Source organism: Haloferax sp. ATB1 (genome assembly GCF_000730175.1).
In genome coordinates, this window is the sequence record NZ_JPES01000022.1 from 24,907 (window position 1) to 40,238 (window position 15,332).

General features: G+C 53.8%; 11 protein-coding genes and 1 pseudogene. 9 read left to right on the plus strand and 3 right to left on the minus strand.

The window, feature by feature from the left end; genetic code table 11:
• Nucleotides 1–45 precede the first annotated feature (45 nt).
• The 7 genes from ATB1_RS03735 to ATB1_RS03765 all read left to right on the plus strand — a co-directional run bounded on the left by ATB1_RS03735 (nucleotide 46) and on the right by ATB1_RS03765 (nucleotide 8,949).
• The gene (locus ATB1_RS03735; RefSeq protein WP_241768029.1) at nucleotides 46–570 is read left to right on the plus strand and encodes a hypothetical protein; all 525 of its coding nucleotides are present in this window, start codon (nucleotides 46–48) and stop codon (nucleotides 568–570) included.
• Between the two features lie 243 nt (nucleotides 571–813).
• Nucleotides 814–1,587: a hypothetical protein gene (locus ATB1_RS03740; protein ID WP_042662332.1), complete on the plus strand. Its 774-nt coding sequence runs from the start codon at nucleotides 814–816 to the stop codon at nucleotides 1,585–1,587.
• Nucleotides 1,588–1,653: 66 nt separating this feature from the next.
• Entirely contained in the window at nucleotides 1,654–3,180 is a 1,527-nt protein-coding gene (locus ATB1_RS03745) for a hypothetical protein (protein WP_042662333.1), read from the plus strand.
• Between the two features lie 138 nt (nucleotides 3,181–3,318).
• Nucleotides 3,319–5,208 (plus strand): hypothetical protein, encoded by a 1,890-nt coding sequence (locus ATB1_RS03750; RefSeq protein ID WP_128081376.1) that lies wholly within the window; start codon nucleotides 3,319–3,321, stop codon nucleotides 5,206–5,208.
• Nucleotides 5,208–6,278, plus strand: coding sequence for a hypothetical protein (locus tag ATB1_RS03755; protein ID WP_042662334.1), 1,071 nt, complete (start codon nucleotides 5,208–5,210; stop codon nucleotides 6,276–6,278). Before ATB1_RS03750 ends, ATB1_RS03755 begins: the two co-directional genes overlap by 1 nt.
• The gene (locus tag ATB1_RS19680; protein WP_128081377.1) at nucleotides 6,268–7,059 is read left to right on the plus strand and encodes a DUF6339 family protein; all 792 of its coding nucleotides are present in this window, start codon (nucleotides 6,268–6,270) and stop codon (nucleotides 7,057–7,059) included. The genes ATB1_RS03755 and ATB1_RS19680 overlap by 11 nt, the downstream gene beginning before the upstream one ends.
• 600 nt (nucleotides 7,060–7,659) lie before the next feature.
• Complete coding sequence (locus tag ATB1_RS03765) at nucleotides 7,660–8,949, plus strand: Cdc6/Cdc18 family protein (protein WP_042662335.1); 1,290 nt, start codon at nucleotides 7,660–7,662, stop codon at nucleotides 8,947–8,949.
• A gap of 249 nt (nucleotides 8,950–9,198) precedes the next feature.
• On the opposite strand, the pseudogene ATB1_RS20210 reads toward ATB1_RS03765, so the two are convergent.
• A pseudogene (locus tag ATB1_RS20210) lies at nucleotides 9,199–9,610 on the minus strand (TFIIB-type zinc ribbon-containing protein); the annotation flags it as partial.
• A gap of 199 nt (nucleotides 9,611–9,809) precedes the next feature.
• Between ATB1_RS20210 and ATB1_RS03775 the strand changes: the two are divergent.
• Nucleotides 9,810–10,883: an ATP-binding protein gene (locus ATB1_RS03775; RefSeq protein ID WP_042662337.1), complete on the plus strand. Its 1,074-nt coding sequence runs from the start codon at nucleotides 9,810–9,812 to the stop codon at nucleotides 10,881–10,883.
• The gene (locus ATB1_RS03780; protein WP_128081378.1) at nucleotides 10,814–13,846 is read left to right on the plus strand and encodes a hypothetical protein; all 3,033 of its coding nucleotides are present in this window, start codon (nucleotides 10,814–10,816) and stop codon (nucleotides 13,844–13,846) included. The genes ATB1_RS03775 and ATB1_RS03780 overlap by 70 nt, the downstream gene beginning before the upstream one ends.
• A 745-nt stretch (nucleotides 13,847–14,591) precedes the next feature.
• Here ATB1_RS03780 and ATB1_RS20215 read toward each other — a convergent pair.
• A complete protein-coding gene (locus ATB1_RS20215) occupies nucleotides 14,592–14,942 on the minus strand; it encodes a hypothetical protein (RefSeq protein ID WP_082256257.1) in 351 nt (116 codons plus the stop codon).
• Nucleotides 14,885–15,214, minus strand: a complete 330-nt coding sequence (locus ATB1_RS03790) for a TFIIB-type zinc ribbon-containing protein (RefSeq protein WP_042662340.1) — start codon at nucleotides 15,212–15,214, stop codon at nucleotides 14,885–14,887. The genes ATB1_RS20215 and ATB1_RS03790 overlap by 58 nt, the downstream gene beginning before the upstream one ends.
• Nucleotides 15,215–15,332: the final 118 nt, after the last annotated feature.

A 15,332-nucleotide genomic window follows, 5' to 3' on the forward strand; every position in this document is an offset into this window, starting at 1 on the left:
GAGTACCCATGGCGAGAACCGAACCGAACACTGTACGAGGTATTCGTGGCTGAGTTCTTCCTAACTCAGACCCCTGCTGATAACGTGGCGGCGGTTTATCCGGTGTTTCTGGAACGGTTCCCTACGTTGGATACGATAGCGGAAGTTAGTGAAAACGAGCTTGTCGAAGTTATCGGACCTCTTGGATTCCAAAACATGCGCGCAGAGGCACTGAAGCAGATCGCCTTGACACACGACCACCTCCCTAACGAGCCAGAACCGCTGATGGAACTTCCACGAGTAGGCAGGTACGTGGCGAACGCCACGCTGTGCTTCGTCCGTGGTGACCGGTTGCCGGTACTTGACAGGAACGTTGGGAGGGTGTACAGTCGAGTATTTCGAGATACGTGGCCCGATACAGACTCTGAACAGCTGACTTTCACGAAGCGACTGGTACCTGACGAGGCCCGTGCGTACAATCTTGCTCTCCTTGATTTCGGTGCACTAGTCTGCCAGACAGCACCGCTGTGTGAGCAGTGTTTCGCCAACGAGTACTGTGTATACTTCCAAGAATTGGTAAGTCGTTCGTAGTGTTGCAAAATCGCTGGCAGCGGTTCTCGGGACGGAGTGTGTCTCTTGGCTGCCACAGTCACTATAATTAAAAACAGCGTGAGTCAGATAATGCTCGATTATCAGTTTTAGATGGAGGCATTAAAATGAGTCAACGTCTAAGCGAACAACAGTGACAATCTACGCGGACTCTACACGGATGTGCTCTACGCGGAGTTCTCTCAGTGTCACCCAGGCCGCTGAGTATGTACCAGGTGGTCTTGCGTGACTACGGACGATGAATCGACACGCGAAGAGCCGCTCATCCTCCATTGTTTCGCGGACTACGGAACGGAATCAGAGGTTCTCAATGACTTCGGGAACGTGATTCGTGTTGGAATCGACCCCAAGGACACGAACGAGAGTACGCCAATCAAAGCGGACGCTCACATTGAGGACAAGGAGTGGGACTTCCCCATCAAGGACGACGTCAGGTTCGATCTTGGAGTGTTCCACCCGGTCTGCTCACGGTGGGCCGCGACGACGAGCATCTCAGGGAATCCCGATGAGCATGAGGATATGATCCCTAGCGCACGGATACTCGCTGAAAAGTACTGCGACCACTACATCATCGAGAACGTTCCGCGCGCACCACTCAAGAACCCCGTCGTGTTGAACGGGCGAATGTTCGGTATGCCCATTGAGTACAAGCGCGCCTTCGAGACCTCGTTCAAGGTACCACAGCCACCCCGCGAGCGGAGGTTCCTGACGACAGATGGGCCTTCCGACAAAGCAGAAACCTCGTCGTTCTATTTTTCTGAGCGATCCAGAGAGTGGTGGGCGGCGGTTAAAAACTACCCACCAGGCCCGTATCCGAAGAGCCATCTAGCGAAGAACGCGATTCCCGCACCGTTCATCTACTACCTGGTTCGGCAGTGGTTGATGGTGTACGAGGACGAACAGGGCGTCTCAGAGGGACGCGTGGATTACTCCGACTACGACGAGCGAATGGACCGCAAGCGCAAGAGTGAGAGTAATCGCAAGCTAGACGAGTTTTGACGCTCGACAAAACGAATCTCCGGTACGAACAAGTGGGTCGCCGGTTTCGGTTGAAGGTACAGTCTGATGAGTGAGAAGGAGTGCCACGTGTATCTGAACCATGAGTCAAACACGTCGTACGTCGGGGACCCGTTCGCTGGGGTTCCCATTTCCCGCGAAATCGTCGAATCTGTCGCCGCTCAGTACCACGTGGAGACGGATTCTCTCGCGAGAGCTTTACGAGAAGTACGGAGTACCTCTGTCGTAAATGTCGAGACTCTCTTCACCGGGTTTGACCCTCTCCCAGTGGGACGGAGTGACGACGGGTTGTTATACGTACTAGCCGAGGCGGATGGGTGCTGGGACGCTGCTGCCGAACGAATCGGACTCTCAGAAGACGGCCACGCCGCCGCCGCAACCGCCCACGACAGGCAGGTCAGGGCGGTGGTTGGAGACAGAGAAGTCGGAGGCGGTAACGGATTCGTTGTTTCGTGTTCGGAGTTCCCCACAGATGCTATAGACGACATCATCACGGTGGTTGAAAGAACCAGACTGACGAATCGTCAAGCGACAACGTGGATTCTCTCACAATACGTCCCCGGTAGTGACGCAATCGCCCGGATACTCTCAATACCCGAGTCACTTGTGCAGTCGGAACTCGCTACAGTCGACCGGACTACGCGGCAAAGCTTAGAGCAGACACGGACTCTTGACGTCCCTGGACCACTCACCCGACTCAACCCGGAGCCTCAGTCGATTAAATGGATGGGACTCAAGTGGTCAAGATGGTTCAACCTTCGAGATTGGCAAACACTCCGTGACGAGCTGCCACGTCGTCCGGGTCTCTACAGAGTTCGACACACGGAACTCCCCGGTTTGATGTACGTGGGGGAATCGGGGTCGGAAGGAGGCGTTCGACAGCGGGTAGGTATCGACCTGCCAGCTGGGTTAATCGAATCAACTCCACAGACTGGAGACCGACATGGTGCGGCGCGGCTCCTTCGGCAAATCACCGAGATAGTTGGAGGTGAGATGGAGGTCTCTGTCACGACACCACCGATATCGTCGGAACAGAGGCATCGCCGCGCAATCGAAGCCACACTGTTGGCGATTTGCCGGCGGGAAACCGGCTGGACTCCTATGGTCCAATTGAACCGAGAGCCCGCGGAGCACGTGGGAGGGTCTCATGGAGAATTGCTCCACGAGCTACGAGACATCGCAGAACGGTCCTCGTTTACTGTGCCGTCGTGGCGGCCTTGGCGTGACGTGACCGCCTCGGACTGGCTGGGGCTCAACTGGACCGAGAGCCGTCCGCTCTCTGAGCGAAATATGATCGACAGTAGTGGTGTTCACGCGTTTCGGCTGTGGCGGAAGGACCAAGCGGGAGAACAGTGGGACCGAACACTCGAAGAGGTCGGGACGACAGGATCGATAGAAGGTCGCCTCTTCACTCTACATAATCAGTATGGAGACGAAGTACGTTTCTCTGTCGTCAACCTCAACGGGCTAAGTACCGACACACGGCGGCGGTCCCGTGAACTCAGTGAAGTCCGCTACGACCTCATCGGTGCACATTACTTGGCAACCGGTGCTCCCCCTGAGGCACAGTTCTGACCTTAATCGGGCAACTCCACCGACAACACACTGCACACATTTATGTCGGCGCGGGAGATTTGTGCCAATTATGAATCGTAGCGCACATTTCTCCGATATGTCTGCTGCCATATTCGCTAGTGCCGGTGAGGTGTTGTGATGAGCGGTAAGTGGGGATTCACGACATCCAGGCCGACTGATGCTCGTTACGGTGACGACGTCGCAAAGTACGCGATGTCGCACGGTGAGCCTGGGCTGAAGACCTTTGTTCGTGAAGTGTTGCAGAACTCGAACGACGCGCGGTTGGAAAACGACCAGCCGGCGCGGGTAACGTTCAAGTTGGAATCCTTACGGGGCGACGAGGCAATAGAGTACCTCAGAGCACTCGATATCGAGACATGGTCCGAGCACGCCAATTTAGCGACAGACACAAAGAGCGGAAAACACATCGCTGAGGCGATCAAGCGGATCAAAGACAACGAGGAGATCCGTATCTTAACTATCGAAGACGAGAACACAGAGGGCCTCCTCGGTGAGGAGAACGCCGACGAATCAAACTTCACCGCGCTGGTCCGTGACGTGCTATTCAGCAGTAAGTCGGGGGATACCGCAGGTGGGAGTTACGGTCTGGGGAAAGCCGTCCTCTGGCTGTACTCGGGCCTATCACTCGTCATGTTCAACTCAACGCTGAGCGACCCCGAAGCGACAGACCAGTCCCCCCGGTTGATCGGCCGGACACGTTTGCCGACGCACAAGTCGGAGGACGGCGATACGGTCTACCAAGGGCACGGTTGGTACGGCAATCTGAACGGAGACGAGGAGGGTGCGAGGCCGGAGTCCATCTGGGGAGATGAAGCCGAATCGATAGCGAATCGCCTCCAGTTGAGTCGTCCGGATGAACCGGGAACGAGTATCCAGGTCGTGGATTTCCGCGTGCCCACAGCGGAAGAGCGACTCGACGACGAAGAGTTGGCAGACCAGATCACGGAGATGGCAATCGAGTGGTTCTGGCCGGCAGTTTATCGTGGTGATTTGGAGGTCGCAGTCGAAGTGGAAGGTGAGACGAAGCAAGCAAGCATCGACGAGTATCCTCGGTACAAGCCCTTCACGAGCTGCTTGGACGACCGTGATGACTCGGTCAGCCAGTTGGACGACCCCGGGGATGTCGCCAAGGCTGAGATCGCACTCGACGTCCCCGAAAAACGCGACGGTGGTGGCGGTGCAGATGGCCAACTCGACTTGCTGGTTCGACGTACAGATACTGGTGAGTATAAGCATCGGAACGAGGTGGCGTTCGTCCGAGGTGCGGGGATGGTCGTTGAGTACTACGACCGAGACCGAGTCGTCGTCGGGAACCAGGCCTTCCACGCTGTCCTCCTCGGTGGACGTGCGCGGCCATGGGGCAGTGATGAGAGTCCGGGGGACGCAGACACTATCGTGGAGGAATTCTTGACCGCTGCAGAGCCACCGCAACACGACGAGTGGGTGCGAACGGAGACACTGGCGAACAGCTACTCTCGGGGGTTCCGGACTGCAGTAGAGGGTATCAAGTCTGACGTAACCGAGACGTTACGTGGACTCGTCGCGCCCAACGTTGATAGAGGTGCGACCGGACCCCAGCGTCTTGGGAACCGGTTCAAGATCGGGAACGAATCACGAGGGGGTCGTTCAGATCGTGAGTCACCGAGTAGTCAGCGTGTCACCGGAGACACGAACATCTCGTTCGACGAGGTGTATACACACTGGTCGTTCAACGGCGAGGTGGAGCCTTTGAGTGATCGTAACGAGATACGGGCTGTCACCGTCTCACTGATTCGGATGGCAGAGGAGAGAGCGACTACGGACCGTCTTCCCGTACAGAATATCTCGTCAAATACTGCTGGGGTGTCGATTTCACTTCCGGAGCAGAAGGGAGTCCAAGTGGGACGGTTAGAGCCAGCTCCTGGGACATCGAAGGTCTCCTTCGAGGGCGTGTCGACAAAAGATCACAGGCAGGTCGAGACCAGGATGAAGGTGTCGGTTGACGTAGCAGAACGGAGGGACGAGTAATGGCGACTGTCAACGGGGAGGTCGAAGGAGCCGAACCAGACGAAGAAGCGGAAGAAGAAGTCCAGACGGGTAGCTTAGTTAGCCAATCTCTTCCCCACGAGTATCATGAAGAGGCACTCGAATTCGATGTCGAATCATTCCATCTAGATGGTGCCCCTCTGGGTGATAGAGGAGACCTCGACGAGGACGATAAATTCCTGTCGCTAGTGGACGAAGGTAACTGGGAGACTCTGGAGTTGGATGGTACGGTTACCGTCCATCAGGATACTGTTGAGGAAGTCTTCCCGTTCAACGAGTGGGAAGAGACACCGGGTCGTCTCGCACTGGTGAAGGAAAATCCCCTCGCAATGACTCGAGACCGGCAAATCCTCGCCGACTCACCACTAAATGGCGGAAGCCACGAGTTTACCTTGTGCATCAACCGTGACGACCACCGTGGACGAGTGAAAATCAAGCCGTACCTCACCAGAACGGAGAAGGGCGGCTCTAGTGGATCGAAGCACGCGTCCAAGGTCGGCGCTCGGGTCGCTGACGGGTTCTCGTGGATTATTCGACTCGACGAGAGGGATGATGGCGGGAGTCTTCTCATGCCGATCATTGAGGACTTCAGCGACTACGACAGTTTCCCTAACGAGAACCACATCCACTATCTCAGCTTAGAGGCGCCTCGTAACCCACAGTTATATCTGAACAGGGAACACCCACAGGTGGTTGAAGTTCTGAAAAACACGGGGTCTACGGGCGGACCACCGCGGCTACGTGACGTACTTTACGATTACATCGAGCACTCCGTCTGGACGCAGCTTCTGATGCAGACAGCACACGACACGAGTCCCGACACGGGCGAACCAGAGTATGGCTGGCAGGAAGACGTATTAGACATCTTCTTGGACGATTTGTACCCGGACCTTGATGATGAAGAGGCAGCGATTCAACTTGCCGAGGACGTTCGGAGCCACGTGGATATCCCAGACCTCGTTCAGCGGATCGAACGTGCGGTGCATCAGCATTACAACATTCCGTCCGATACGACGAACCTGATCGAGGAGGCGATCCAAAGTGACGACTGAACTTTTCCACCTGCAGAGCGCAGCCCATCCGATGATCGACAATCGATTCCTCGCTGGCGAGCGAGAACTCACAGAGGACGACCTCCGTCCGTACTTACAACCGCTCGGTCGGTCCATAGACTTGAGTCCGGTTGACGAGCGGATTGAGGAGATTCGTGCTGACGACGACATCCAGGCCCAGGACTCGATTATCGACGCCGAGCTAGCACCGACACTCCACCGTACACTCGATCTGACACGTAACGAGGCGGCAGACGCCGGGCTGTGGCACTTCCTCTGTGTCGTTCGGTTCCCTGAGTTCGTTCACTACCGGTGGGACCACGTCTTCAACCCAGAGAGTCCGGGTAACATGGAAGAGAAGTTCCTGAAGGCTGGGACCGACGCCTACTCTAACGCACTTCACCGAATCTGGTGGGGTGCTGAGCTCACCTACGAGGAAGGTGAATCGGGAGAAGTAGAGGATCGGGACTACAGTAGAACGAAGCAAGTCCTCAGTTTCCAGGAGCTCGCTAACGATATCCTGGACCACGACTTCGCGCGGTACACCCCCGTTACACATGCCTGTGGTGATCTCCTCTGTCACGACACACTGAACGATATCAAGGAAGAAGGTACGTACGACGACCCACCGTCTAACAGTAACATCGTGAGCCGGACGACGACGCTGCTCCGGGAGGAACTGACGGTTCGACGTGTGGAGACGATGGAGGATGACGACATCGTGGAGACGATAGAGGACCTCCGTGACGACGTGATGCGTCTAGAGGCTGGCTGGTCGTAGCGCGGGTCTCATTTTCTCAGCTAATATCGGGTTACACAATCACACGTCTGCGTTCCCGGAGAATTCTAACTCGGTTGACGGGATTGTGTGGTTGAAAGACAAAGTCCGGGAAGGTAACCTTGTGGAGTTGTCGACAACCCCGACATCCGTTGTTGCGCTGCCGGTTGAAGCATACGAGGTTTCCGCAGGCAAGGCCGGGATTGAGAATGTCGGGAGCGACTCTTCGCCGCAACGAGTGCTTGGGGAGGGAGGGGTGCGTCCAGTGTAACGAGACGTACAGAGGCAACCCCAGAAACAACTCCTCAGACAGGGGGGTACGTCCAATGTAATTTGCTGAGCGTCTCCGTCACTCCACACTTCGAAAGGGCCCCATTCACCCGACTCTATATCCAATACGGTACCGGTTGAATAGGCCGCTACTTAGTACTTTCCACGGGAATAGGCGTCGACTGAACTCTCTTCGGTCTTCGAGAGTGTACACTGGACGCACCCCCCTCTCCCTCCTATGTGAGAACGAACTGTTTGTCAGTAGATGCACCCCTCTCTCATTGGCGTCACTGGACATGGGGGTTATATGTAGTCGCCACCGAGAGATCACCCATGCGAGAGTTCGGCGAGGAGCAGACAATCTTCGACGATATGGACGTGTTGAACCCAAACAAGGGGTACCGTCCTCGTGAGCTTCCAGAGCGCGAGATGGAACTCGACGAACTCCACAGTGCTCTCCGTCCCGCCACGTTGGGGTCAACGCCACTCAACGTATTCGTCTATGGCCCCACTGGGCAGGGAAAGACGGCCGCAATCAATCTCAAAACTCACCAACTACAGAGTTTCGCCGATGAGCAGGGAATCGACGTCACTGTGGTGAACGTCAAATGCAAAGGGCTGGACAAGTCCTACCATCTACTCACCCATCTGGTGAAAGAACTTCGAGGCCCCGGTGCTGAGCTTCCGAAAGGACACCAGAAAAAGGCGCTCTTCCAGATGGTCACGACGGAACTCCGCAGAATTGGTGGCACAATCATCGTGATTCTCGACGAGATCGACGCCATCGGCGACGACGATTACGTACTGTATGAGCTTCCTCGACTCGAGCTTGATGACGTCCGACTCTCGATCATCGGAATCACGAACGACCTGCAGTTCCGGGAGAACCTGAACGCAGACGTCCGCTCTTCACTTGGAGAAGACGAGATCGAGTTCTCACCCTACAACGCGAACCAACTCCGCGCGATTCTCGCTCGCCGTGCAGCGAAGGGGCTCACAGATACAGAGTTCGTCGACAGGGCTGCTGAAGACTCCCGCCCTACTGTCGCGACCAACGGAATCGACGACAAAATCCTGGTCAGTGATGTACTCGAACCAGACGTCATCCCGCTGGCAGCGGCTTTCGCGGCAGCCGATTCCGGGGACGCTCGCCAAGCAATCAAGCTGCTCTTCCGCGCCTGCCGACTCGCCGACGACGCTGGAGAGCAATCCGTGACCGAACAGCACGTTCGTGATGCACGCGATTACATCGAACGGAGGGCCGTCGAACGAGGAATCCATTCCCTCCCAACACACGCGAAAATAGCACTCATGGCCGTCACGTACTACACGGTTCGCGACGACGCAACGTGGATAGAGACGAACAAGCTCTACGACTACCACAAACAGATCTGCGCTCAGTACGGCGTTGAGAGTCTCTCTGACCGACGCTACCGGGAGAAGCTGAATAACCTCTCACACTCGAACATCCTCAAGAAGAAGACCACTGGCCGGGGACAGGGCAAGGGCGTTACGAACCGCTACTCACTCGCTGTCGGCATCGAAACCGCTATCGAGAACCTCCCCAACTCAGACGACCGGCTTGGCGGCGGCGCTGATGTCATCCGGGATATGGCGTCGTGAAAATTCTGCCTCAACCCCTCACTAATTCGTGTAAATATCTCCTGTACGTTTCAGTATCCTCATCAGCTATGTGGCGCGGTCAAACACCGTGCTACTCGTGTCGTGCCCGAAGTTCCACCCGCCAACGTACCCGGCTGCCTCCGCTTTGAATTCAATCTCCGCTGCTGTCCTCCTCACGAACTCACCGGTAACCGAGTGAGAGTGAACTCGTGAATTAGCGTGCAACCACCAGCCATCTGACACCACTTCTGCCTCGACCAATCGGCCTCGAAGCAGGTCTTCGTTCTGAGCACTCTGGGATGGCTGACACGCTTGATACCGAACCTGAATGCTCGAGGACGCGTGTGGTTCTTCGAACTTCGCCCAGACAGTGTGCGAGTTTTCGCTCAGCTTTCGACTGGAACCGCCCACGATTCTGTTCCCGTTCGTGACGAGCCGCAGTCAGTGGGGCGCCTGTTCGCTTTCGCTGCTCCTGAACGTGGGTTCTCCATTCAGGGTCATGGTCGATTCGTTGCTCATCGATGACTAGGCAACAGTCCTCACAGATCGTTTCGACAGAGTTCGTAGTGACCCGCCCGTTGCACTCGGGACATTGGTTTGCGTTCGATTCCGTTTGGACGTTTTCGTCGAAGCTCGTTTCGTAGATATCTCTCGTCGCCATGTGTCTCACCGGAGTACGGGTAAATCGCCTCAACACCGAGCCCCTCACTCATTGAGGGGCGAAGAGAAACCACTCAAATTCTGATCTTCACAATGGATGAGAGGTTCTAAATTACATAAAGTTAACAAGAAGGAACATATTATGTAGGGTGGTAATCTGGGGCAAATATTGAAAAGGGTGCTTTGAGAATCCTTGTGTAATGACAGAGGCCAGTGTTTTTCTTGCAGATTCTATTTCTCGGCCGGAAGAGGAAATCATAGTCCAATATATCCAAGAGAGAGAGAGTCCGATTCATATCTTTGGTGAGCCAGGCGTTGGGAAAACAACAATTCTTGAACGGGTAATAACCGGTGGCCTGGCCGATCTTGATGCAGATATGCGAAATATACGGGCAAACCATGGTCTCAATGACCTATTTCGCGAGATCTGCCACGCGCTCTTTGCGGCACTCCCTGAAGACAAGAAAGACGAGGGACGACAGTTTGCCGGACTCAGTGTCAGCTCACCAGTTGGCGGAGCCGGTGTCTCATTCGAAAGCGTGGAAGCCGAAGCATCACGAGCACAGTTTGGATATCGGGATTCCTTACTGGGCCTCAGCGAATTATTCCCCGAGGGTCAGCGGCTGCTCATATGTATTGACGACGTTCATGAACTGAGTGACGATGAGCGTGCGATTCGAGGAGCGATTCAAGAAGCTGATGACACCCTTCCAGCAGAGGTGGTTCTCATCACAGCCGGTCGACTTGCATGGGATGACCTCAAGACAGCTGTATCGCTCTCGATGTTTACCGAAGAACAGACTGTGACCTTTCTTCAAGATGTTTTCCCAGAAATTTCTGCCGGACGAGTACGTACGATTCATGACCAGTTAGGCGGTCACCCCTTGTACATCGGGTTATTGGCCGAGTCGGACGTTGAACAGGAGCTTCCCGACATCCCAGAACGAGAAGTACAACAAGAGATCGAACAACGGTATTTTGCCTTCTTAGAGCCTGATGAACGCCGCCTCCTCTTGGCAACAGCACCGTTAGATGAGCTCAATGAGGAACTCTGCACACAGGTTGTTTCAGAGGAATATGGATTTGACCGCGTCACCGTCGGTGATATCCTCGATTCCCTGAGTACGCGGACCGTCGTGCAAACAATTGGTCGGAATGCAGACGGCCTCCAAACGTTCAAAGTCCATGATGTCTTCCGCGAATCTTGCAAGAGCGATCCGACCACATTGACATCGCCCGCAGAGGCGCGTGTATCTATTACGCTGAGAAATTAATCCAACTTGTTGGCGAGAATCGGACTTTCGAAACCGAAGTCGACTACGTCACATCGTGGTCAACCCATCTCACAGACCACGTTATCAATGAAGAACCCGGTCTCATCGCGCAACTTATCGAAGAGACCGTTGCTGATGATGGCCTCCGATTCTATCCCTTGTCATTGCTTATTAGCGAGTTCAAAAAACGCGATGCAGCTGAACTTCCAGACGAGATCGTTGAGTCGGTTCTTGACAGCGTTGATGCAAGCTGTGCAATGGCGAACGATTTCTACGATACCGATCTGAACCAATCTTGGGCTGAGTTACTGTTTCAAGACGGAGCATTCACCAACCCAGATAGTAATCTCATTAGTTATCTAGGACGAATCACAGAGACACAACCAAAGTTCATCCGACGTGTAGCTGAAGAAATCGACACCGACGATAACCGAACACTCCGATTCCTCATCTCCATTGGTCGGGACCTCCCAGTCGATGATGCCGCGATAATCGGGCAACAAGGAGCAACCTGGATCCAAGACGACGAAGCATACGGATACCTTGCCAGCCACACGCTGCGATTAGCCTCATATCTGGCTGAAAACGGTGAATACGACGTTCCACTTGAAATGCTTGAAGCCATCCTGGAACCCCGAGATGGGGACCAGTTAGACATTGACCAGGGGATGGTACGCTACAATCTCACAACAATGCTTGACGAGAACTTTGACGACTTAATCAACGAACGAGGTGAACAACTGATTGGGGTGTTCGCCTCGAAGCTCACCGCGGCTCTCGATCAACGCGATGACAGAGCGGGGCCGGTTGCGGCACGTACCTCTTTCGCTGATTTGCACTATGTCGAGGACAACAGAGGCAGCCTCAAAGAGATTCTTCTGGAATATTTTGTACGGGCGGTTCCTGCTTGGGTGGCTGAGAATACAACAGGAAACGAGCAAAACGAGTTGGTTGAGCAACTTCTATCTGGACCTACCCTTCTTCGACGCGTTGGCTTCTATGTCCTCAGCGAGCACCCGGAATCATTCGAGGAAACCATTCAAGACGAATTGACGACGACGGAGAATTACCGCGAACACCAATCACAGTACGAATTTTATCTGGTCCTCAGTTCAGGGTTCGAATACCTGGATGACGCTGCTCAAACCCAAGTATGTGAGATTATTCAAGACGGGCCATACACCGATTCAGTAGAGGATCAAGCGGCACGGATGGCTGAACGAGGTGAAGAACCAGCAAGCTACTTCGAACAGCGGATTCGTGAGACATGGCGACGAGACCGGTTGTACATGATCAGCGATCATTTGGAGGGAGAGTATACTGATCAGCTTGATGAATTGGTAGAGAAATATGGTGAACCGGATCGACTACCGTCGCGAACCCCTCAGACAACGGTGAGCGGAGGGATAGTTCGCGAACGAGGGCCCGTCGAAACCGAGGAACTCCGTGAACAGTCTGCCGAGAAAGTATTGACGACCGCAGTCGAGTGGGAACCGCCAGAATCTGATCTTTGGGATACACTGGAGGACGATCAACTCGAGGAACAGAATTATCTAGGGTTCTCCCGCCAGCTTCGAGAGCTGATTATGGAGGATCCGCAGCGATATGCGCGTGAAATATCGGTGTTGGAAGACGCGAACCCACGATATGCTGAAGCCGCATTTCGGGCCTTCAGCGAACTCGTTGACGATGGAGAAACTTTTCCTTGGGAGTCCATTATTGAACTCGGCCAAGTGATTATCGCATCACCGACCTCATGGAGTAAACAGGTCCGAACAAACTTGGCAAAGCTGATAAACAAAGGGATTGCAGCGGATGCAATTGAATTCCCAGCCGGTACTGAGTCAGCCGTTAAATCGATTCTACGAACCTTACTGACTGACCCGGACCCAGATGCCGATAGAGACCAGCCTCCGGAGGGGATGGCTGGACATGGTGACCCCGTCCAAGTAGCGATCAACAGTGTCCGACCAATGGCTGTGAACGCGTACATTACCTACCTCAGCTGGCAGGATGACCGCACCGAGGACGACCTTTCCCAGGATATCTTCGACCCAATCCGGGATCGGATCCTTGAGGATCCCTCACTCGCGGTTCGATCCGTAATCGGACGCCGGTTTGGGCGCCTATATTCTCTTGATCCAGATTTGATTGAAGAGCATCTTACAGATATTTTCCCTCGTGACACTGACCAGAATGGTCGACAACGGTTTATTGCTGCGTGGAACTCCTACACAGCAAGTAATCGATACTGGGATGATGACTCTTTCCGCCCATACTACCGACACGCACTCAATCTCATAGATATAGACGAGGATCAGGGGTATCAAATCGCGGTGCGCTCGACAACCGCACACGTCGCTTCCATCTATCTGTTCGAAGATGAAGACATCACCGATAGGGACAGTCTCATACGACAGTTCTACCATATGGTAGATCGCGACGGAGCAAAGGAATTAGCGTCAACAATGTCTTCGTCAATGGGAAATGACAATGTTGAAGAACAGTGGGGAAAGATTAGAGAGCTCTGGTCATGGCGGTTAGACACTCTTGATCCCGACGATGAGGCGAGTGGTGAGGAAGTCTATCAGTTCCTTGACTGCGTAAGGAATTCGAGTAAAACGACAGTGGAAGAGGAAGATCGACTTATTATCCGATCTCTTCCATTCGTTGCCCACAAAAATCACCATTGGCGGCGGATGGAGGAGTGGTTTGCCGAACAGTCCATTTCCTATCCAGTGGTTGCTATAGAACTCTATGACGAATTAGTAGAGACTGTTTCCTGCGAGGATTGGTCAGCTATTGCACGCAATAGCGAAGAACAGAACCGATCTCGACTGTACGAAAGTGCTGAAGCAGCAGGAAACGATTCACTTCAAACAGCATTAGATATAGCGGACCAGTTCGCAGCAGAAAATAATCAGATGGACAGAGAATTTTTGGAACAACACTTGACTCGGTAATAACAGCCTGACTCAACTTTGAGAGAACAATTCGCCGATCAGATTTAGCAGAGTTTCGCGGACGTCTTCCACCCTTGTCTCGGGTAGGTCCCCGTATCTATGGTGGGCGATCCAGTGACGTTCGGTTCCCTTGTGCTGCTGCAGTGATTCCATAGTAGTCTGTTCGATGGAAGAGTCTCCCTGAATCAGGTCGACGAAGTGGTGGAAGTAGTAGTTCATCCATGAGTGTGGAGACAGTATAGAACAGGCAGATAACCCGTTCTTCGTTGCTGCGTGATACTCTTTTGCTGCGCACGTCTACCGAATGTTTGCTCCGAACTCGGATTCCACAAAGGAACTGGAAGAAGCCGCTAAATACTACGCAGAAGTTCGTATGGGGTACGAGGAGAAACTCGCCCCGCTCGGGCCTTGGTCCTGCTTCGCCGTGCGCGCAGCTACGACCTTAGTTTATTCCGTCAACTGGCGTTCTTCATCGCTTTCGGCGATTTCATTCACTAGGTCCGGGAAATCCAGGTCATGTAGCTCGAATTCCTCAATCTCGTAAATTGGGTTGTCGAGCAACATTACCGCCGAACTCAAGGGATTTGTGTAATCGAGATATTGGCGGGTCCTCCATCGTGCTAGACCGTTTCTTAGACAATTCAGCTATCGATATCGATAGGTACTACCCTCTTACTTTCTGTTTCAGTAGTTTGATGCCTTCTCTGTCCTGTAGACACACTAGAGAACTCGCTAACTTGTGTTCTCAGATGGATGAACTGTGTATTTTGACTCGGAGAGCAACTGCCCCAATTGCCGTCCCGCTATACAGTAGCCAGTCAGTTGGACCAATAAATTCGGTCTGAGTGAGTAGAGGCAGAGCGAGGAAGACACCAATGACAAATCCTGCGAGATAGCCGAAAGACCAGTAGCGGGACGCATCGACAGTCATCACGGCGGTAAAGATTGAGAGGACCACAAGTCCTGAGAATGATCCTGATGGGAGTAGTCCTGCGTCAACAAGTGTTGGAACAACTCGACCAACGATGACGCCAACAATCAGCGCCCCGACAACACTCTTGACACCTCGTTCGTATCCGTGTTCGATACCCGGCATATGTCTGAAAGTAGTTGTATAGTAACGAGAATGTTTCGAGTAGGTATGACGGTGAGCAATGCATCTGTTCGATCCGTAGTTTCTTCGTCGTCTTCGACCGACCGCCACTCCGGTTTGTAGTCAATTTTTTGTTCGTCGATGACGAGTCCGCAACCCTCACAGATCGTCTCTACTGCATTCGTTCTCACTTGTCCGTCGCATTCGGGACACGACGTTTCGTGGTTCGATACGTCTTCGTCGAAGCCGCCCTCGCAGATCCGTCTCGTCGCCATTGGTAGTTTGCGAGGCGTCTCGTCTGTACGCGGCACCCTCTCAGGATGTAAAAGCACACCTTGAGTTGTTGGCGATTCTGAATGTTTATATCGGCGTCTAACGTTTTGTTTTTCAGAT